Origin of the sequence: Bradyrhizobium commune (assembly GCF_015624505.1) — a bacterium.
Taxonomy (GTDB): domain Bacteria; phylum Pseudomonadota; class Alphaproteobacteria; order Rhizobiales; family Xanthobacteraceae; genus Bradyrhizobium; species Bradyrhizobium commune.
Genome location: NZ_CP061379.1, coordinates 6,748,087 through 6,765,440, shown reverse-complemented (window position 1 = coordinate 6,765,440; position 17,354 = coordinate 6,748,087). Strand labels below are relative to the sequence as shown.

The following is a 17,354-nucleotide window of genomic DNA, read 5'->3' as shown; positions in this document are numbered from 1 at the left end:
CGCGTCCGCGTGCTTGTCGACCACTGCTATGCCGGGCAGCCCGTTAGGAACCGAACCCATGCCAGATAGTGCCCCGCAACAACTGCTTCATCTCGTCATTGGTGGCGAACTGCTCGACCTCGAGCACAACACCTTCAAGAACCTGGACGACGTCGAGATCGTCGGTCTCTACCCGAATTATGCGTCCGCTCACGTCGCCTGGCGCGCCAAGGCGCAGAGCACGGTCGACAATGCGCAGATGCGCTATTTCATCGTCCACCTCCACCGGCTGCTCGACCCGAATGAAGAAACGAAGGCGCGTTGAAAAGACTGCTTCGCAATACGCTGCGAAGCAGCTGGTTTCAGCGTGCCGTCGGGGTCCTGGCGGCCGAATATCTGCGTCTGGTCTGGCGGACCAACACCTTCGCGTTCGATCCGCCTGATGTCTACGACCTCGTCGAGCCGCAGATCCCGGCGATCTTCGCCTTCTGGCACGGCCAGCATTTCCTCACCCCGTTCATCAAGAACAAGGACTCCTACAAGGCCAGGGTCCTGATCTCGCGGCACCGCGACGGCGAGTTCAATGCGATCGCCGCCGAGCGGCTCGGCATCGGCACCATCCGGGGGTCCGGCGACCATGGCGGGGCCTTTCACCGCAAGGGTGGCGTCGGCGCCTTCAAGGAGATGGTGCGGACGCTCCAGGACGGCTGTAATGTCGCGCTGACCGCCGATGTCCCGAAGCGCTCGCGCGTGGCAGGGCTTGGCATTATCATGCTGGCACGGGAATCGGGGCGGCCGATCATGCCTTTCGCGATGGCGACCAGCCGCTTCATCCGGCTGAAGAACTGGGACCGCACCACCATCAACCTGCCATTCGGGCGGGGCGCATTGGTCGGGATCAAGGAAATCCATGTGCCGCCGGACGCCGATGCCGCCGCCATGGAGGCGCTGCGGCAGGACCTGGAGGACACGCTGAACGAAGCGACCCGCCGCGCCTATGCGCAGCTCGGCCGCCCGGGGCCCCATGATGTCTAGTTCGCTGCCCAATGCGCTTCCGATGACGCTGCGGATGTATCAGCGCCTGGCGACCGGCCTGATGCCGCTCGCGCCTGCGTTGATCAAGCGGCGGCTGAGGCAGGGCAAGGAGGATCCCGCGCGCGTCGGCGAGCGGCGGGGCCTGTCCCGGGACGTGCGGCCGCACGGCCCGCTGGTCTGGATCCACGGCGCCAGCGTCGGCGAGGTGCTGGCCGCGGCCGCGCTGATCGAGCGCCTGCGCGATCTGAACCTGCGCATCCTCCTCACCTCCGGCACCGTCACCTCGGCTGCGGTCGTGGCAAAGCGCTTTCCGCCCGACGTCATCCATCAATACGTGCCGTATGATTCCCCGCGCTATGTCGCGCGCTTCCTCGATCACTGGAAGCCGTCGCTGGCGCTGTTCATCGAATCCGACCTGTGGCCGAACCTGATCCTGGCCGGCGCCGCGCGGCGCGTTCCGATGGTGGTGATCAACGGGCGGATGTCGCCGCGCTCCTTCCCGCGCTGGCGGCGGATGTACGGCACCATCTCGGCGCTGCTGTCGCGGTTCGACATCTGTCTCGCGCAGTCCAAGACCGATGCCGAACGCTTCGCCGCGCTCGGTGGCCGTGACGTCGTCACCACCGGCAATCTCAAGCTCGACGTGCCGGCGCCGCCGGCCGATCCCGCCAAGCTGGAGCGGCTGATGGCGATGACGCGCGGGCGTCCGATCATCGTCGCGGCCTCGACCCATCCGGGCGAGGACGAGATGCTGGTCGCGGCGCATCGCAGCCTGGTCGGCTTCTTTCCGCAGCTTCTGACCGTGATCGTGCCGCGGCATCCGGATCGCGGCTCGTCGATATCGGGCCTGATCACGGCGTCCGGCCTGAAGCCGGCGCTGCGCTCGCGCGACGAGCCGCTCACGGCCACCACCGACGTCTATGTCGCCGACACCATGGGCGAGCTCGGCCTGTTCTACCGGCTCTCGCCAATCGTGTTCATGGGCGGATCGCTGATCCGCCATGGCGGCCAGAATCCGATCGAGGCGATCAAGCTCGGGGCGGCGATCGTCCACGGCCCGCACGTCTTCAACTTCACCGACGTCTATGAGGCGCTCGACGGTCGCGGCGGCGCGCGCCAGGCCGACACGCAGGAGGCGCTGGTCAAGCAGCTCGGCCAGCTGCTCGCCGATCCCGCGCTGCGCGACAAGATGCAGCAGGCCGGCGCCGGTGTGGTCGAGCAGCTCGGCGGCGCGCTGGACCGCACCATGGCCGCGCTCGAACCGTATCTGATGCAGCTGCGCATCGAGATGGGAGCCGCCAATGCGTGAGCCGGCCTTCTGGTACCGGCCACGTTCCCCGAAGTCGCATGTCCTCCGTCCCCTCGGCGCGCTCTATGGCGCGATCGCGGCGCGCCGCATGGCACGCCGGGGTTTTGACGCCGGCATCCCCGTGCTCTGCGTCGGCAATTATCACGTCGGCGGCGCCGGCAAGACGCCGGCCGTGCTGGCGCTGACCAGGCTGCTGCGCGAGCTCGGCGAGACGCCGGTGGTGCTCAGCCGCGGCTATGGCGGGCGCCTCAAGGGCCCGGTGATGGTCGATCGGATGCGTCACACCGCGGCCGACATTGGCGACGAGCCGCTGATGATGGTGCGCGACGTCCCGGTCGCGGTCGCGCGCGACCGCCTCGAAGGCGTGGCGCTGGCCAAATCACAGGGCGCCACCGTGATCCTGATGGATGACGGCTTCCAGAATCCGAAGCTGTTGAAGGACGCCTCGCTGATCGTGATCGACAGCGACCGTGGCCTCGGCAACGGCAAGGTGTTTCCCGCCGGCCCCCTGCGCGCGCCGCTGAGGGCGCAGCTGTCGCGCACCGACGCGCTGGTGCTGATCGGCGACGGCCATGCCGCCGACGATGTCGCGGCCGAGATTGCCGCGCGCGAAAAACCGGTGCTGCGCGCGCGGCTGAGGCCGGATGCGGCTTCCGTTGGGCAGCTGTTCGGCAAGCCCGTGCTTGCGTTTGCCGGCATCGGCGATCCCGAGCGCTTCTTCCGCACGCTGCGCACCAGCGGCATCGATGTCGCGCGCACGCGGCCCTTCGCCGATCACCACATGTTCTCGCAAGCGGAGCTCGCCGCGCTCGCGGCCGATGCGGCGCGCGAGCAGCTCATGCTGGTGACGACGGAAAAAGATCTCGCGCGGCTGCGCGGCACCGCGGGCGTTCCTGACGGCATCGTGCCGTTTGCGGTCCGGCTCGAGTTCGACGACCTCGCGACGCTCCGCCGCGTCATCAGCGATCATCTCTACCAGGCCCGCGAGCGGCGGTTCAGCAAGCGATGATCGCGTAGGGTGGGTTAGCCCTGCGGACTGCGCGAAGCGCAGACCGCTTGGCGTAACCCACCAACTTCGTTCCGCATGCGCGGATGCATGGTGGGTTACGCCTTCGGCTAACCTTACTGAGTCATTCGGTCGCGCCCGCGGGGGCGTAGAATCAAATATTTGAAGAGATTCAATGTTTGGCACACGGGGGGCCAGATGGATCTCAATCAGGGTGAAGGCAGCGAGGCACGGTTTACGGCGTATGTGGCGGGGCTTGGAAGTGTGATCGGTCAGGCCGTGCGGATGAGACCACTGCGTGACTATTGCACCGGCTTGATGCTGCCGGGTGAACGCAAGAGCGTCGAGCCGATGGCGGCGCGCACGGCCCCGGCGCGGACGGCAGCCCAGCACCAATCACTGTTGCATTTTGTCGGTAACGCGACCTGGTCGGACGCGGACGTGCTTGCCAAGGTCCGCGAGATGGCGCTGCCCGCGATCGAGAAGAGCGGGCCGATCGAGGCGTGGATCATCGACGACACGTCATTCCCCAAGCAGGGCAAGCATTCGGTCGGCGTCCACCACCAATATTGCGGTCAGCTCGGCAAGCAGGCCAACTGCCAGGTGGCGGTGTCTCTGTCGATCGCCAACCATGCCGCCAGTCTTCCAGCGACTTATCGGCTGTATTTGCCGGAGACTTGGGCGAAGGATCGCGCGCGCCGGAAGAAGGCGGGCGTTCCGAAGGAGATCAAGTTTAGGACCAAACCAGAGATCGCGCTGGAGCAGATACGTTGGGCTTGCGAGGCCGGCCTGCCGCGCGGTGTCGGATTGATGGACACGGCCTATGGCAATGACTCGCGGCTACGCGCGGGAATGACAGCCTTGGGCGTGCTCTATGTAGCCGGCATTTTGCCTAATACATTGATGTGGCGACCCGGCACTCGCCCACGGCGCAAGGACAAGCCGCTGAACAATACCGGCCGACGCGACGAGCCCGATCTTGTCTCGGCCAAGGAAGTGACGCTTGCTCTGCCGAAGCAGGCCTGGCGTACGGTGACGTGGCGGGAAGGCTCGGCCGACCGGCTGTCCTCGCGCTTTGCACGTGTGCGCGTCCGTGTCGGGTACAACAAACTGATCCCCGAGAAGCTGTCGCCGGAATGGCTGCTGATCGAATGGCCCGAGGGGGAAGCAGAGCCTACCAAATACTGGCTCTCAACGCTGCCGGAGACCATCAGCTTCGAGCGGCTCGTCGATCTCGCCAAGCTTCGCTGGCGCATCGAGCGCGACTATCAAGAACTCAAGCAAGAGGTCGGGCTCAGTCACTACGAGGGACGCGGCTGGCGTGGCTTCCATCACCACGCAACTCTGTGCATCGCAGCCTACGGCTTCCTGATCGCCGAGCAGGCGACGATTCCCCCCTCAGGACCTCGTTCCGCCGCGCCAGTCCCGCTACCTCGCTTACCCGACGATTATCGACCCAGAGGCTCCGCCCACGCGGCCTGAACGCCACATCCCGAACTCGATCGCAACCATGCGCGCCCGGTTGATCCGCGCGCTCATCAAAACCCTGCCGCGATGTCCGTGCTGTGGCACCAGCGCAGCGTCAAATGGACGGCGACGACCATGACGCAGTAAGACTAACCCACCCTACGACAGTTCGCCATTCACCCGACATTCATCGCAAGACTCCTATCGCTTTCTGACGATCAGGAGTCGTCTCATGAAACTGCCCCTCGCTGCCGCCGCCATTGTGTGTCTGATTGTTACACCCGCGCTTGCACAAACGACGCCGGCGCCCGCGGCGCCAGCCGCCGCGGTCCCGGTTCCCGCGACCAAGCGCGTCAGCTGTCTCGGCTCGACGCAAAACCTGAAGGGGCAGGACAAGCGCGACCAGATGCAGCTCTGCATGGCGCAGGCGCGGGTGGATTGCCTGAAGCAGGCGATCGATCAGAAGCTCGTCGGCGAGCCCCGGAAGAGCCTTATCAAGACTTGCATGGGCGGGGATGGCGCGGAGCCGCAATAGCCGCGCCGATGCGGCCTCACGCCTGCGGCTTCGGCGCGCCGGGAAAATGCCGCTGCAACACGGCCGCCGGCGTGGCGTAGGCCTCTTGCAGGTCGACGCTCCAGTATTTCAATTCGTCGAGCGGAATCCGCGTGTCGGTGATCGCGCAGCGCACATAGGTGCCCGGCGAGATCACGCGGAAATCGCCGTCGAGATATTGCACTTGCGCTTCGCCATGGCCCGAGGGGCCGAACTTGTTCAGCACGGTTGGAAGTCTCCGTGGATGCCCCCTGAGGGAACGATATGTTGGACGGGATGTAGCATAAATAGGATGCCTTGTCCGCCCGTGAAACCCACCGACTTGTGATGTTTTTCCGCTGTTTTCGCGTGATAGAGCGTTTTCGAGCGAAGTGGATTCCGGTTCGCGTAAAGAAAACGCGTCAAAGCAAGAATCTAGAGCCATGTTGCGATTCCATCGGAACGGAAATGGCTCTCGTGCTGCGGCGAAGGATCGTCCCATGCGCCTTCGATTAGCCGCCCTGTTGTTAACACTCCTGATGTCGGCTGCGCGCGCGGCGCCTGCGCCTGCGCCGCAACAGATCGACATTCCCCTGTCGGGTGGCGTGCTGCATGCGCAGCTCTTCAAGCCCGAAGGCGAGGGGCCGTTTCCGACCGTGGTGGCGCTGCATGGTTGCGGCGGCCTCGGCGGCCATCCCGATGCCGTGCTGCCGCGCTACCGCGACTGGGCCGAGGACCTGTTGAAGGCCGGTAACGCGGTGCTATTGCCCGACAGCTACGGTTCGCGCGAGCTCGGGCCGCAATGCCGGGTCAAGGAAGGCCACGTCAAGGCGCGGCGCGAGCGCGTCGCCGACATCGTGGCGACGCGCGCCTGGCTGATGAAGCAGAATTGGGTCGCGCGCGATCGCGTCAGCCTGATCGGCTGGGCCAATGGCGCCAGCGCGCTGCTCTGGGCGGTGCGCCCGCAGAATGCCGCGCGCGATGCCAACCCGGATTTCCGCGCGGCCATCGCCTTCTATCCGGATTGCCGCATCTCCGCCGGCCTCGGCTGGAGCACGCGGGTGCCGACGCTGGTCCTGATCGGCGGCAAGGACGACGTCTCCTCGCCGCCTGCCTGCCGGCAGATGGTGGACGGCGCGCTCGGCCGCAGCGCGCTGACGCGCATCGTGGTCTATCCCGGCGCCTATCACGATTTCGATCGCGCCAACACGCCGCTGCATGCGCTCGCAGGCACCGGCGACGCCGCAACGCCCGAGCACGGCCATCTCGGCACCGATGCGGACGCGCGCGCGGATTCGCAGAAACAGGTCGCGGCGTGGCTGGCGCGGTAGCGTGGTTCTCGTAGCCCGGATGGAGCGAAGCGCAATCCGGGACCCCTGTATCCGTCGCATGCACCCCGGATTACGCTGCGCTCCATCCGGGCTACGCCATCCAAAGCGGGCCGACCGGGAATCTACGGATCGCGCCGCGAGCCGGTTTCAGCCTGTGTCGGCGCCTTAGTTCGACCATGATGTCGACTAAACGCATCGTTCATGCGCAATCGCCTCGCCCTCTTCACCTCCGCCTTCGTCGTCTTCACCGTCGTGATCTTCCTGTTCGAAGCCCACGCCGGCGCGCCCCAGCTCGCGCCGGAACATTGCGGCTTCTGGACCACGATGGATGCGGGATTGAGCTGCCGCTGAGGCTGGCGAATATCTCTCCCATCGTCGTCCCGGCGAAGGCCGGGACCCATACCGCGTGATTCATCGATTGCGTGAGGTATGAGTACCGACCGACGAGTCTTCGCCAAACTTCTCCCTGGGGTTATGGGTCCCGGCCCCCGTGCGCAATTGCGCACTAGGCCGGGACGACACCAAGGAAAGCCTTTAAAACAAGCTGCCCTGATCCACCGGCTTGCCCACGCGCTTGGGCGCGGGTCTTGTCTCCTGCGCGGCCGGCTTCGGCGGCGCGCGCTTGGCCGCCGGCGCCGGCCGATCGGCATCCGCGGTCGCCGCCACACGTCCATCCGCGAACTCGATCTCGACGCGTGCGCCGGGCCCAATCGCGTCTGCCGAATGCAGCGGATGGCCGGCGTCATCCCGCACCAGCGCAAAGCCGCGGGCGAGCACGCCGCGATAGGACAGCGCCGAGAGCAGCTTGCCGCTGTTCTCGACGCGCGCATCGAGCCGCTGCAACAGCGTCGCCAGCGCACGGCCGGCGCGCTCGGACAGCCGCTGCGTGCGCTCGCGCTGCCGGAGAATCGCGTTGCGCTGCGCCTGCGCGTTGGAGAGTTTTGAGGCGCGCAGGCGTAGTTCAAGCCCGGCAAAGCGATCGCGCCGCTGCCGCAGCAGCGAGCGCGCGGAAAGCCCGAGCCGCTCGCCGCACACCGTGAGCCGGTGATCGGCCTGCGAAATCTGCCCGTGCAGCACCCGCAGCGTCAGTTTTGCGCTTGCCGCGGTGAACCTGCGGAAATGCGCATGGGTGTTGGCCTTGAGCCCGCGGGGCAGGGCGCTGCCTGCCGAATCCAGCCGCTGCCGCGGGATCGCGAGCAGGTCGGGCGCCGCGGGCAGCGCGCGCGCGGCGGCACGCAATTCGCTGCGGCGGCTCTCATGGGCACGCTGCCAATAGGCGCGGGTGCGGCGCGCGAGATCGGCGACCTCGACGAACAATTCGCTGCGCACCGGCACCGCCATCTCGGCCGCCGCCGTCGGCGTCGGCGCGCGCTTGTCGGCGACGAAATCGATCAGCGTGATGTCGGTCTCGTGGCCGACCGCCGAGATCAGCGGGATCATGCTCTCGGCCGCCGCCCGCACCACGATCTCCTCGTTGAACGACCAGAGATCCTCCAGCGAGCCGCCGCCGCGCGCGACGATGAGCACGTCGGGCCGCGGAATCCTGCCGCCCGCAGGGATCGCGTTGAAGCCGCGGATCGCAGCCGCAACCTGCTCGGCCGAGCCTTCGCCCTGAACTTTCACCGGCCACACCAGCACGTGGCGGGGGAAGCGATCCTCCAGCCGGTGCAGGATGTCGCGGATCACGGCGCCGGTCGGCGAGGTCACCACGCCGATCACCTCCGGCAGCCAGGGCAAGAGCTGCTTGCGCGCCTCGTCGAACAGGCCCTCGGCGGCGAGCTTCTTCTTGCGCTCCTCCATCAGCGCCATCAGCGCGCCGATGCCGGCCGGCTCCAGCGCCTCGATCACGATCTGATACTTGGACGAGCCCGGATAGGTCGTGAGCTTGCCGGTGGCAATGACCTCGAGCCCTTCCTGGGGCTTGAAGCGCATCCGCGAGTGCACGCCCTTCCAGATCACCGCCTCGATCTTGGCGCTCTCGTCCTTCAGCGCGAAATAGCAATGGCCGGAGGAATGCGCGCCACGGAACCCGGAGATTTCGCCGCGGACCCGGACATGGCCATAGGTGTCCTCCACCGTCCGCCTCAGGGACTGCGAGAGCTCGGAGACGGTGAATTCAGGCGTATTGGGCAGCGGTTCCGCAGGCGGCATCGGCAAACGATTCGGCATGTTGGGGTCGTTTCAGACGTTAAGGATTTTCGCCGGCCAGCGCGAATCCGGCTCTTGATCACAAGAGTACTCTGTAATATAGAGTTCTCTGATGATCTGGTCAGGGAGTTTGGGCCATGGCGATGCGGTTGCTGCGAGGGGTGCTGGGCTTGCTGAAATGGGGTCTCTGCGCGGTCGGCGCCGTGGCGCTGATCTTCACCGCCCTGATCGCGATGCCGCTGGAGCGGCCTGCGGAGATGCGCTCGGTCGCGGACTCCGCCAAGGGCATCGACTGGTCCACGCTGCCGCCACTCGAGCGTTTCCAGGCCCGCGACGGCACCTGGCTCGGCTTCCGCCACTACGCGCCGAAGGGGGCCGACACCGGTCGCGGCGCCATCTTCATCCACGGCTCGTCCGGCTCCTCCGGCACGGTCAACCACGCCCTGACCGCGGCGATGGCCGCGCACGGCGTCGCGACCTGGGCGCTGGATACACGCGGCCACGGTGCCTCCGGCACCCGCGGCGACATCGGCTATGTCGGCCAGCTCGAGGACGATCTCGTCGACTTCGTCGCCCATGTCCGCAAGAGCGCGCCGGATCTGCCGCTGACCCTGATCGGGCATTCCGCCGGCGGCGGCTTCTCGCTGCGCGTCGCCGCGACGCCGATCATGCAGGACATGTTCGTGCGCACCGTGCTGGTCGCGCCCTATCTCGGCTATGACGCGCCGACCAACAAGCCGCATTCCGGCGGCTGGGCCAATGCCGACATGCCGCGCTTCCTCGCCCTCACCGCGTTGCGCAAGCTCGGCATCGATTGCTGCGCGCAGCTTCCGGTGCTCGCCTTCGCGGTGCCGCCAAACTCCGAGCGGATTTTGGTGCCGACCTATTCCGACCGCTTGACGCGCAATTTCGCCACGCACGGCTATCGCCTCGATCTCGCCGCGGTGACGCATCCGATGACGATCTTCGGCGGGGCCGAGGACGAGATGATGATCTCGGACAAATACGCGGAAGCCGTGCAGGCCATCAAACCCTCGGTCGACGTCAAGCTGATCGAGGGCGTCAATCACATGGGCATGGTCACGGTCCCGAAGGCCGTCAATGCGATCGCCGAGGACGTCGCGACACGGGGAGCGGGCCAGTCATGATGCGTCCCGGTGGTGGCAGGGCAATCGCATATGAGAGCGAACGATGGAGCGGCATCGGCGGTAGGCTCCCTCCCCCGCTTGCGGGGGAGGGTCGGGGAGAGGGCTGTCGCCGCAATGGGATCGTCGAGAATTGCGGAGCAAATCCCCAAGCGGAGAGAGCCCTCACCCGCCGCGCTCTGCGATCGCGTCGGCCTCTCCCGCAAGCGGGAGAGGCTGGAGCAAGCTGCGCAGTCCGCCTGAAACTCGCATGCGATGGCCCTGCCGTCAGCGATCAGCCGTGGAGCCGCCCATGAAGAACCTGTTCCAGGCCGGAAAACTGCTGCTGCTCGACATGGCGGCGACGCTGTTCTTTCTCGCGCTTTATCTGCTGACCCATAACGTGACCCTGTCGGTGGTGCTCGGCATGGTGCTGGGCCTGGCCCAGATCGGCTGGCAAGTCGCGCGCCGCAAGCCGATCGACACCATGCAGTGGATGAGCCTGTTTCTGGTGCTCGGCGCCGGCACCGTCACGCTGATCACCAACGATCCGCGCTTCATGATGATCAAGCCGAGCGTGATCTACGTCATCGTCGGAATCGTGATGCTGAAGCGGGGCTGGATGAACCGCTACCTGCCGCCGATCGCGCTCGAGCTGGTGCCGGACATCGCAATCATCCTCGGGTACGCCTGGTCGGGCCTGATGTTTGTCTCTGCCGCGCTGAACGTGATCGTGGCGCTCAATGTCGACGTTGCGACCTGGTCAGCGGTCATGTCGATCTATGGCATCGTCAGCAAAGCCCTGATGTTCCTGATCGGCTACGCGGTGATGCGCACCATCGGCCGCAGACGACGTCTTGCCGGCGACCGCCCGCGCGATGTCGCACCGATGCCGGGTTGAAGGGGGGCAATCGCATATGAGCAAAACGTGGCAGGAAACGCGCTCGCGGCCATCCTTCGAGACGCCCGCCTTCGGCGGGCCCTCAGGATGAGGACCGAATGCGTGGCAGCTGATTGATAGGCAAAGCTGCCGTTGAGCCTCATCCTGAGGAGACCGCGGAGCGGTCGTCTCGAAGGACGAGGCGTGCGCTCGGATGTCACTGAGACCGATATGCGATGGCCCTGGGGCTGAAAGAGGACGACATGATCGACAGCAAGCAGGCCTCTGAAGCGCTGGCCGAGATCGACGATATCGTCCAGCGGGTACGGCAATCGCAGCTCTATGACCAGGGCAGCGTCGCAGCGATTCTGTGGGGCGCGCTGGTGTTCGCCGGCAATGTTGCGACCTGGCTCTGGCCGCGCTACGGCGCGTACACCTGGATCGCGGTCGACGTGGTGGGGGTGGCCGGCCTCGTTGCGATCGGCGTCTACTATCGATCATACAAGGGCGGGCGCAATTTCGATGTCAGGATATTCCTGACCCTTATCCTGTTCTTTGCGTTCGGCTTCTTCTGCATCGACATCCTCGGTCACTTCACGCCGCGACAGCAAGGCGCGTTCTGGCCGGTCTACTTCATGCTGTTCTACACCATCGCCGGTCTCTGGTTCGGCACCGCGTTCGTCGCGATCGGGGTCGGCATCACTGTGCTAACGCTGATCGGCTTCTTCTACATCGGCGCGGCATTCCCGCTCTGGATGGCCTTCGTCAATGGCGGCGGGCTGATCCTCGGCGGTCTCTGGATGCGGCGGATCTGATGGCCGAGCTCGACGACATCATCCACCAGCCGCTGCGGCTGAAGATCATGGCGGCGCTCAACGCGCTGCCCGTGTCCGCCGGCCTGGAATTCGCGCGCCTCAAGAAGCTCACCGGCGCCACCGACGGCAATCTCGGCGCCCATATCGAGACGCTCGCCAAGGCGGGGTATGTCGCCGTGGAGAAGGCCTTTGTGGGCAAGAAGCCGCAGACCACGGTGACTGCAACAGCTGCAGGACGCGGCGCGTTTGCGCGGCATGTGGCGACCTTGCAGGAGATCATTGCGGGGAGGCAGGTGTAGCTCCGCCGCCATCGCGCTGCTGATTGTTGTGCCCTCGCCCCTTGCGGGAGAGGGCATCTCCGCCGGTCAACACGGACTCACTCGGGTGAGGGGTTCTCCCGGCGAGTCCCGCTCCCGCTTGAACCGATGACGGTGACAGCTCACTAAACGATGTCAGATGGATGCCTGGGCTTTGGGATTTGGTGCACTGTCACCATCGGGGACAACGCCGCGCCGGCGAGCCAGAAAGTCCCTAACGCAACAGATCACCATGGATTTCTTTCGGTCGAAAGACCTCGATTAGCCGATGGACGGAGCGGACCCGTGAGATTTTTGTCGAGAATTGTGCTCGCAGCCGCCCTCGTGAACCTTGCTCCAGCCGTCGCCCAGGCGCCCAAGCAAGCCGTCGCTTCTCCTGCCTTGCAGAAGGAATTCGATGGCTTCATCGGGAAGTTTCGTGCGGCGCTGAAGGCAAACGATTCCGCCGCCGTCGCCGGCATGACGCGATTGCCGTTCATGAACGACAAGGCAATTGGCGACGCCGCGCAATTTCGTGCCAAGACCTATCCGACCTCGTTCACGGCAAAAAATCGCGCGTGTATCCAGCGCGGCAAGGCCGTCTACGATCGCGATCAGGAGAACAACGACAATTACTTCGTCTTCTGCGGCGACCTCATCTTCGTCTTCACCAAGACGCCGGCGGGATTCCTCTTTACGGATGTCGGTGCGAATGATTGATCCGGGGATTGCGGTGAGAGTGCACTAAACCGCGCCAACTGATGCTTTGCTTTGACTTTGAATTAAACGCATTGTCACCGCAACTGCGTATGAAGGCCAAAGACGTGCTTTAAGGCGCTCCGAACGAATATGATGATTGCACTCTTACAAGTTCGGTAGAGTTATAGTTAGCCAGGCGTCGCCTCGTTTCACTTTGAGTGAGCAATCGCTCCCTGCCTTCTTACTTTTTATATAGGTTCGCAGGTCGTCCTTCATACTACTTACCGTCTTGCCATCGACAGTGACGATGATATCGCCCCGCATAAGCCCCGCATTGGCCGCGACGCCATCGTGCTCGACAAACAATATCTCCCAACCCGAAGGTGATTGCCTTCCCTTTTGCTTTTTGAGATCGGCGCTCAAGGGACGAACCACGACTCCAAGGGGGCCTGGTGCTAGTTTCGCTAGTTTGGCAGTTGCCATTGCAGCACGTTGCCGTTGAACTGGAGGCCTCTCCCAGATTTCAAGAGCTCTGTGATAGTAATTTCGAGCCTCATCCATCTTATACCAGTTCTCGTTCACCCAACCCAATTGCCACAATGTTATAGCAACGGATCCTCTCTCGCCGTAATATTCAAGAGCAAAAGCCAACGCCGACTTGAGTATTGCGTCAGCCTTTTCGTATCGCTCTAGATAGCCGTAGCTTGTTCCGAGATTGTGCAGACATACCCAGCGATGTGTGCCGACGTGATCGGAGCGGCCATCGTCGAAATTTGTAGCTTCCGTTAGCGTCTGTCTGGCAAGTTCATATTGCTCTAAATCGAGGTAGGTGTCGCCAAGATTGCAGAGCAGTTTTGCATGGTCGTCGATGCTGATCGTCGGGAGCGATTTGGCAATCGCAACAGCCTTCTGCTGGGCGATTAATGCCAGTTCAGGATTGTGATTTTGCTTAAGGAAAAAGGCATAGTTGTCGAGCTCGCGAAGATATTCGAGCGGTCGGCCTTCGAATGTGTTCAAGCACGCCTGGTAGCTTCGCATGCCAGAGCCAAACTGAAGAAGCGCCGCTTGTATCCAGGCGAGTGATGTCAGCGTTGCGCACTCTGAAATCTCGGTGTCAGTAATCTCTTTGCGAAGGGCTACCCCTTCGGTCGCGGGTGCTAACGCCTTTTCGAGTTCGTCAGCCTCATAAAAGCTCTGTCCTGCTTTATAGGCAAACCTCATCTGCTTTGCGCGATCGCCTGAGCGTTTCGCCAGGCCGAGAGCTTCGGTGAAATACTTTGCTGCGGCGGCGAAGTCGTAACGCAGAAGTGCAGCGCTACCCTGCGCTCCAGCATCGACCGCAGCCTCATTAAGGACTTTGTCTTTTTCGCTGTCCAGTCGGGCGACTGCAGTCAAGTTCAGTTGTTTAGACTGCCCTAGCAGATTCTCGGCAACATCGAATTGCCCCGCATCAAGCGCTGCTCTCGCTTGATCCCGTAAGGCTGCGCTGGCGGCACTGCTTGAGCTGCGCTCCGCCAATTGAGTCCGCAGTTCGTTATAGCGAGTTGCTATTTCAGTAAGCTTTGCAGGCCAGTTCTCTGGCGAAACATTGGCCTCGTTTACGTCCATAAAGAAACGTTGCAAGACCGCAATAGCGATCCCGCTATCTTTTGATAGCTGCGCAAGCTTCACTGCGCTTTCGGAAATTTCTCGTAGTTCATTTGGCGTCTTTCCCCCAATGATCTGGACAACAGTATTATTGTTGCCGCTTATGTTGGACTCCTGCTTTGTGTCTTGTGCCGCTCCTATCCCATTCAAGCATAGAAAAAAAGCGCCTATGCGAACGGCACGTCTCAGCGAAATCGGCGGATGCCAACGCTCATTCATTTCTCAATTTTCTGGTTTACGGAGTTATTGTTGCCAACAACTGAAGAGTTTTGCGAAGTCGAATTTTGCGGAGGCAATCTTGGGGAAATTAGACTTTGCGACGTGCTAAGAATCCAAGCAGCTATTCCAGCCAGCGCGACAAGGAAAGTAAGAAGAGTAATAAGCCTCAGGAGGCGGTAAGCATCATCCTTCTTCAAGGTCGGGAATATATTCTTACGAATGATGTTCCGAAAAAGAATAAGAAGAATGACTAGAGCTAGACCACCGATGCCGGCGATTTGGCCCGCTATCTTGAGCATCCACATATCCATCAATACGCTCCTCAGACTGCCGGAGCAAAATTCGATTGCAATCGGTGGTCACAACCCTAGGGTAACGTCTCATATCGGCACTCTCAAGCTCGTATTTGCTGCAACGAACGTCTCGGTGGACAAGGAGTTAGGGATTCCGGTGACAGTGCACTAAACCATGTCAATTGATGTGTTGGCCTTCGAATTTAGTGCGCTGTCACCGTAACACCATTTCTTCAGATAGAAGACTGGGATGCCGTAGTGTCTTGGCCGCTTCATCTCGCTGCAGCGCGAAGTTCTATGGAATTACGGTGACAGTGCACTTAACTCCCAAGAGAGCAGACGAATTGAGTGCACTGTCACCGTAATTCGTAGTAATTCGTAAGCCCGACATAACCCGTCAGCAACGGGTGCGAGCCCTAATAGCAAGGCGATCGCACCTCGCTCGGCCAAAATGTGCGGACGAGGGCACAGTTAGCCGATCGCCATATTAATTTTCATCCGCAGTTCTTTCAGAATGGTCGAGGCAGTCATCGAATGAAACTCGATTCGCGTGGAATCAATCCGCATCGTTTCAGATATTGCCGCCCTTAGCTCGGGCAAGTTGGCATCGTGGACCTTGAACGCTGTCGCTATGGTCCTTGCGCCACGCCAGTTCTGTTGCTTTGGCATTGCAAGCAGCCTTAGGTTCTGCGGGTGAAAGCCAAAACCCAGGAAGATGATCATCGCTGCTGCTTCTAACGAAGCTGCAAGCTGATCAGTGTCATGGAGGGACTGGCTCTCGGTGAAGGTCCTTATTCGGCTTGTGAGATCGAGGGAAACAGAAGAGTTGGCATTGGCGCCGAATTGTAGAAACGTCCTTGAACCGGGTAAGATCGAGCCGAGCGTGCCATAGGGCCGTAAGATATTGAGGCCAGCTACTGTGCTTGCCGCTTCATCCGTTGACAATCCGATCCTCTTAAGTGACCAAAACAGATAGTGCTCGATGCATCGATCATAGTTAAAGTTGATGATGGTGAGCCGCTTGAACGCGTGTGGAACATCGGCAAGCTTATGATTGGCAATAGCCATTGAGAACAGCTGCTCAATCCAACCTTCTCTACCGGCTGTTGGCGACGGCTCACCAAGATCCGGCTTTACCTTCAGATCGCTTGCTGCCTCTGCCGCCAAAATGCGGCGCATGATGCAAACCTTACCGAGCTCAACAGCTTCCGGGAAATCACTCAGTTGGTAGAGCGCGTCGTCGACCGATACCGCAGAGCCAATGGCAGCCGAGAGCTTGTGCCCCGCCGACGTATAGCGATCGAGCTTCGCTCGATCGCCGTGGAACTTCTTATAGAGCACGTGCTCAAAGAGATCAGGATCTCCTCGGGTCGGTCGGTTCACGTACTCACCAAACATGAAGTCTGTGTCGCGAGCGATCTGTTCTGCCAACTTTCCGCCCAGCGGAAGGCCGTAAACGTCATGGCTTGCGCCGGCCCCGACTACGATCACCAAAGGCTTGTTGAACACCTCTGCACGCCCCGCGGTTCTAAGTCCTTCAGCGATGCTACCCTTTCGAGTTCTAACGCCGCAATACACATGGGGATGAATGTTTCCGGTAATTCTGGAGTTACGGTGATAATGCACTCGATGATCGACCATATCGAGTGCCCAAGCCTTATGAATTGGGTGTGCTGGACTGCACCCCTGAGTAGCCCCTGCCGGTCGCCTGGCCAAGCATCCCGCTTAGCAGCCGCGGCAGATGCTCTTGATCTTCTTCTCCAGCGCTATGTCGGCGGGATCGCGAGGCGGATCCGCGGCAGGCTTGGTGGCGTTGGGCTCGCCTGTCACGGATGCGACGGGATGCGTGTGCTGCCTGTGGTGCCTGGCCTCGGCAGGCTCATTCAACGCAAGCGCTGCGACGAAAGCGATGCACAGGGTGCCATTCAGCAGTTTTTGCAAATCTTCCCCACGATCTTGTCGGCGCGGTTGTTCTCTTGATCGATCCTGTCGTCACTGCCCTTTTCGTCCTGTGTCATCGGCCTGCCGATGCCGCCCGCGGGGGCGCCTTGTGCGTTTGCGGGCGCACCCGACGGGGCGGCCGTGCCGGCCGTGTTGGTGCCGGGTGCCGCTCCCGTTGTCAGTCCATTGCCGTTGCCTGTTGGAAGATTTGCACCGGATTGGGTGGGCGAGGGGCTGTTGAAATTGCCGCCCGCAGCGTTTCCCGTGGCTGATCCAGTGTTGAGGTTGGGTGTCGTCGTTGCGTTCGCATTTGCACCGGTCCCTGTAACACCCGTCCCTGCAGCACCGGTCCCGACTGAACCGGATGGAGATGTTGCGGCTGCACCCGCCGTCCCTGAAGAGGAGGCTGCGCCTCCCGCGCCGGCTGACGATGATGCTCCGCCTGCGCCTCCACCACCAGCTCCACCGCCACCGCCACCTTGGGCGAACGCGGAGCAGGGAATGATAACGGCCATGACGAGCGCAAAGCGGGAGATGTTCATGATGGCACTCCTTTCAGCCATCAAGCCGTCCGCCATCGGTCCGTTCCAATTCGCGTCGCGCCGCGCGCGGCGCATCGCGCATCGCGGTCAT

General features: G+C 62.6%; 19 protein-coding genes. 13 read left to right on the top strand and 6 right to left on the bottom strand.

The genetic code is table 11. From position 1 onward, the window contains the following. The first annotated feature begins 58 nt into the window (after positions 1 to 58). The 6 genes from IC761_RS31745 to IC761_RS31720 all read left to right on the top strand — a co-directional run bounded on the left by IC761_RS31745 (position 59) and on the right by IC761_RS31720 (position 5,331). Positions 59 to 304 (top strand): DUF4170 domain-containing protein, encoded by a 246-nt coding sequence (locus IC761_RS31745; RefSeq protein ID WP_195800568.1) that lies wholly within the window; start codon positions 59 to 61, stop codon positions 302 to 304. Next, positions 301 to 1,014: a lysophospholipid acyltransferase family protein gene (locus tag IC761_RS31740; protein WP_195800567.1), complete on the top strand. Its 714-nt coding sequence runs from the start codon at positions 301 to 303 to the stop codon at positions 1,012 to 1,014. Before IC761_RS31745 ends, IC761_RS31740 begins: the two co-directional genes overlap by 4 nt. Then, entirely contained in the window at positions 977 to 2,323 is a 1,347-nt protein-coding gene (locus IC761_RS31735) for a 3-deoxy-D-manno-octulosonic acid transferase (protein WP_195800566.1), read from the top strand. Before IC761_RS31740 ends, IC761_RS31735 begins: the two co-directional genes overlap by 38 nt. Next, positions 2,316 to 3,332, top strand: a complete 1,017-nt coding sequence (gene lpxK / locus IC761_RS31730) for a tetraacyldisaccharide 4'-kinase (protein WP_195800565.1) — start codon at positions 2,316 to 2,318, stop codon at positions 3,330 to 3,332. The genes IC761_RS31735 and lpxK overlap by 8 nt, the downstream gene beginning before the upstream one ends. A gap of 195 nt (positions 3,333 to 3,527) precedes the next feature. After that, the gene (locus IC761_RS31725; RefSeq protein WP_195800564.1) at positions 3,528 to 4,811 is read left to right on the top strand and encodes an IS701 family transposase; all 1,284 of its coding nucleotides are present in this window, start codon (positions 3,528 to 3,530) and stop codon (positions 4,809 to 4,811) included. Between the two features lie 217 nt (positions 4,812 to 5,028). Continuing rightward, the gene (locus tag IC761_RS31720) at positions 5,029 to 5,331 is read left to right on the top strand and encodes a hypothetical protein (protein WP_195800563.1); all 303 of its coding nucleotides are present in this window, start codon (positions 5,029 to 5,031) and stop codon (positions 5,329 to 5,331) included. 16 nt (positions 5,332 to 5,347) lie between these two features. Here IC761_RS31720 and IC761_RS31715 read toward each other — a convergent pair whose 3' ends face one another. Further along, the gene (locus tag IC761_RS31715; RefSeq protein ID WP_195800562.1) at positions 5,348 to 5,575 is read right to left on the bottom strand and encodes a DUF2093 domain-containing protein; all 228 of its coding nucleotides are present in this window, start codon (positions 5,573 to 5,575) and stop codon (positions 5,348 to 5,350) included. A 253-nt stretch (positions 5,576 to 5,828) separates the two neighbouring features. Here IC761_RS31715 and IC761_RS31710 point away from each other — a divergent pair, with 253 nt between their 5' ends. Both IC761_RS31710 and IC761_RS31705 read left to right on the top strand, forming a co-directional pair. Next, positions 5,829 to 6,659 (top strand): dienelactone hydrolase family protein, encoded by an 831-nt coding sequence (locus IC761_RS31710; protein WP_195800561.1) that lies wholly within the window; start codon positions 5,829 to 5,831, stop codon positions 6,657 to 6,659. 201 nt (positions 6,660 to 6,860) lie between these two features. Continuing rightward, a complete protein-coding gene (locus IC761_RS31705; protein WP_195800560.1) occupies positions 6,861 to 7,010 on the top strand; it encodes a hypothetical protein in 150 nt (49 codons plus the stop codon). A gap of 183 nt (positions 7,011 to 7,193) precedes the next feature. Here the strand turns inward: IC761_RS31705 and xseA are convergent, their stop codons facing one another. Continuing rightward, positions 7,194 to 8,828 carry an exodeoxyribonuclease VII large subunit gene (xseA, locus tag IC761_RS31700; RefSeq protein WP_195800559.1) on the bottom strand — a complete coding sequence of 545 codons (1,635 nt, stop codon included), beginning with the start codon at positions 8,826 to 8,828 and terminating at the stop codon, positions 7,194 to 7,196. Between the two features lie 116 nt (positions 8,829 to 8,944). On the opposite strand from xseA, the gene IC761_RS31695 reads away from it, so the two are divergent. The 5 genes from IC761_RS31695 to IC761_RS31675 all read left to right on the top strand — a co-directional run bounded on the left by IC761_RS31695 (position 8,945) and on the right by IC761_RS31675 (position 12,642). Continuing rightward, positions 8,945 to 9,955, top strand: a complete 1,011-nt coding sequence (locus tag IC761_RS31695; protein ID WP_195800558.1) for an alpha/beta hydrolase — start codon at positions 8,945 to 8,947, stop codon at positions 9,953 to 9,955. Between the two features lie 289 nt (positions 9,956 to 10,244). Beyond that, positions 10,245 to 10,832 (top strand): inner membrane-spanning protein YciB, encoded by a 588-nt coding sequence (locus IC761_RS31690; protein ID WP_195800557.1) that lies wholly within the window; start codon positions 10,245 to 10,247, stop codon positions 10,830 to 10,832. Positions 10,833 to 11,074: 242 nt separating this feature from the next. After that, positions 11,075 to 11,626 carry a hypothetical protein gene (locus IC761_RS31685; protein ID WP_195800556.1) on the top strand — a complete coding sequence of 184 codons (552 nt, stop codon included), beginning with the start codon at positions 11,075 to 11,077 and terminating at the stop codon, positions 11,624 to 11,626. Next, positions 11,626 to 11,925, top strand: coding sequence for a winged helix-turn-helix domain-containing protein (locus IC761_RS31680; RefSeq protein ID WP_195800555.1), 300 nt, complete (start codon positions 11,626 to 11,628; stop codon positions 11,923 to 11,925). The genes IC761_RS31685 and IC761_RS31680 overlap by 1 nt, the downstream gene beginning before the upstream one ends. 303 nt (positions 11,926 to 12,228) lie before the next feature. After that, positions 12,229 to 12,642 (top strand): hypothetical protein, encoded by a 414-nt coding sequence (locus IC761_RS31675; RefSeq protein WP_246791394.1) that lies wholly within the window; start codon positions 12,229 to 12,231, stop codon positions 12,640 to 12,642. Positions 12,643 to 12,786: 144 nt separating this feature from the next. Here IC761_RS31675 and IC761_RS31670 read toward each other — a convergent pair whose 3' ends face one another. The 4 genes from IC761_RS31670 to IC761_RS35755 form a co-directional block, all read right to left on the bottom strand. Beyond that, positions 12,787 to 14,487 carry a tetratricopeptide repeat protein gene (locus tag IC761_RS31670; protein WP_195800554.1) on the bottom strand — a complete coding sequence of 567 codons (1,701 nt, stop codon included), beginning with the start codon at positions 14,485 to 14,487 and terminating at the stop codon, positions 12,787 to 12,789. Beyond that, entirely contained in the window at positions 14,484 to 14,798 is a 315-nt protein-coding gene (locus tag IC761_RS31665) for a hypothetical protein (RefSeq protein WP_195800553.1), read from the bottom strand. The genes IC761_RS31670 and IC761_RS31665 overlap by 4 nt, the downstream gene beginning before the upstream one ends. Before the next feature lie 453 nt (positions 14,799 to 15,251). After that, positions 15,252 to 16,289: a hypothetical protein gene (locus IC761_RS31660; protein WP_195800552.1), complete on the bottom strand. Its 1,038-nt coding sequence runs from the start codon at positions 16,287 to 16,289 to the stop codon at positions 15,252 to 15,254. Positions 16,290 to 16,705: 416 nt separating this feature from the next. Beyond that, on the bottom strand, positions 16,706 to 17,263 hold the full coding sequence (locus IC761_RS35755; protein ID WP_210338501.1) for a hypothetical protein: 558 nt from the start codon (positions 17,261 to 17,263) through the stop codon (positions 16,706 to 16,708). Positions 17,264 to 17,354: the final 91 nt, after the last annotated feature.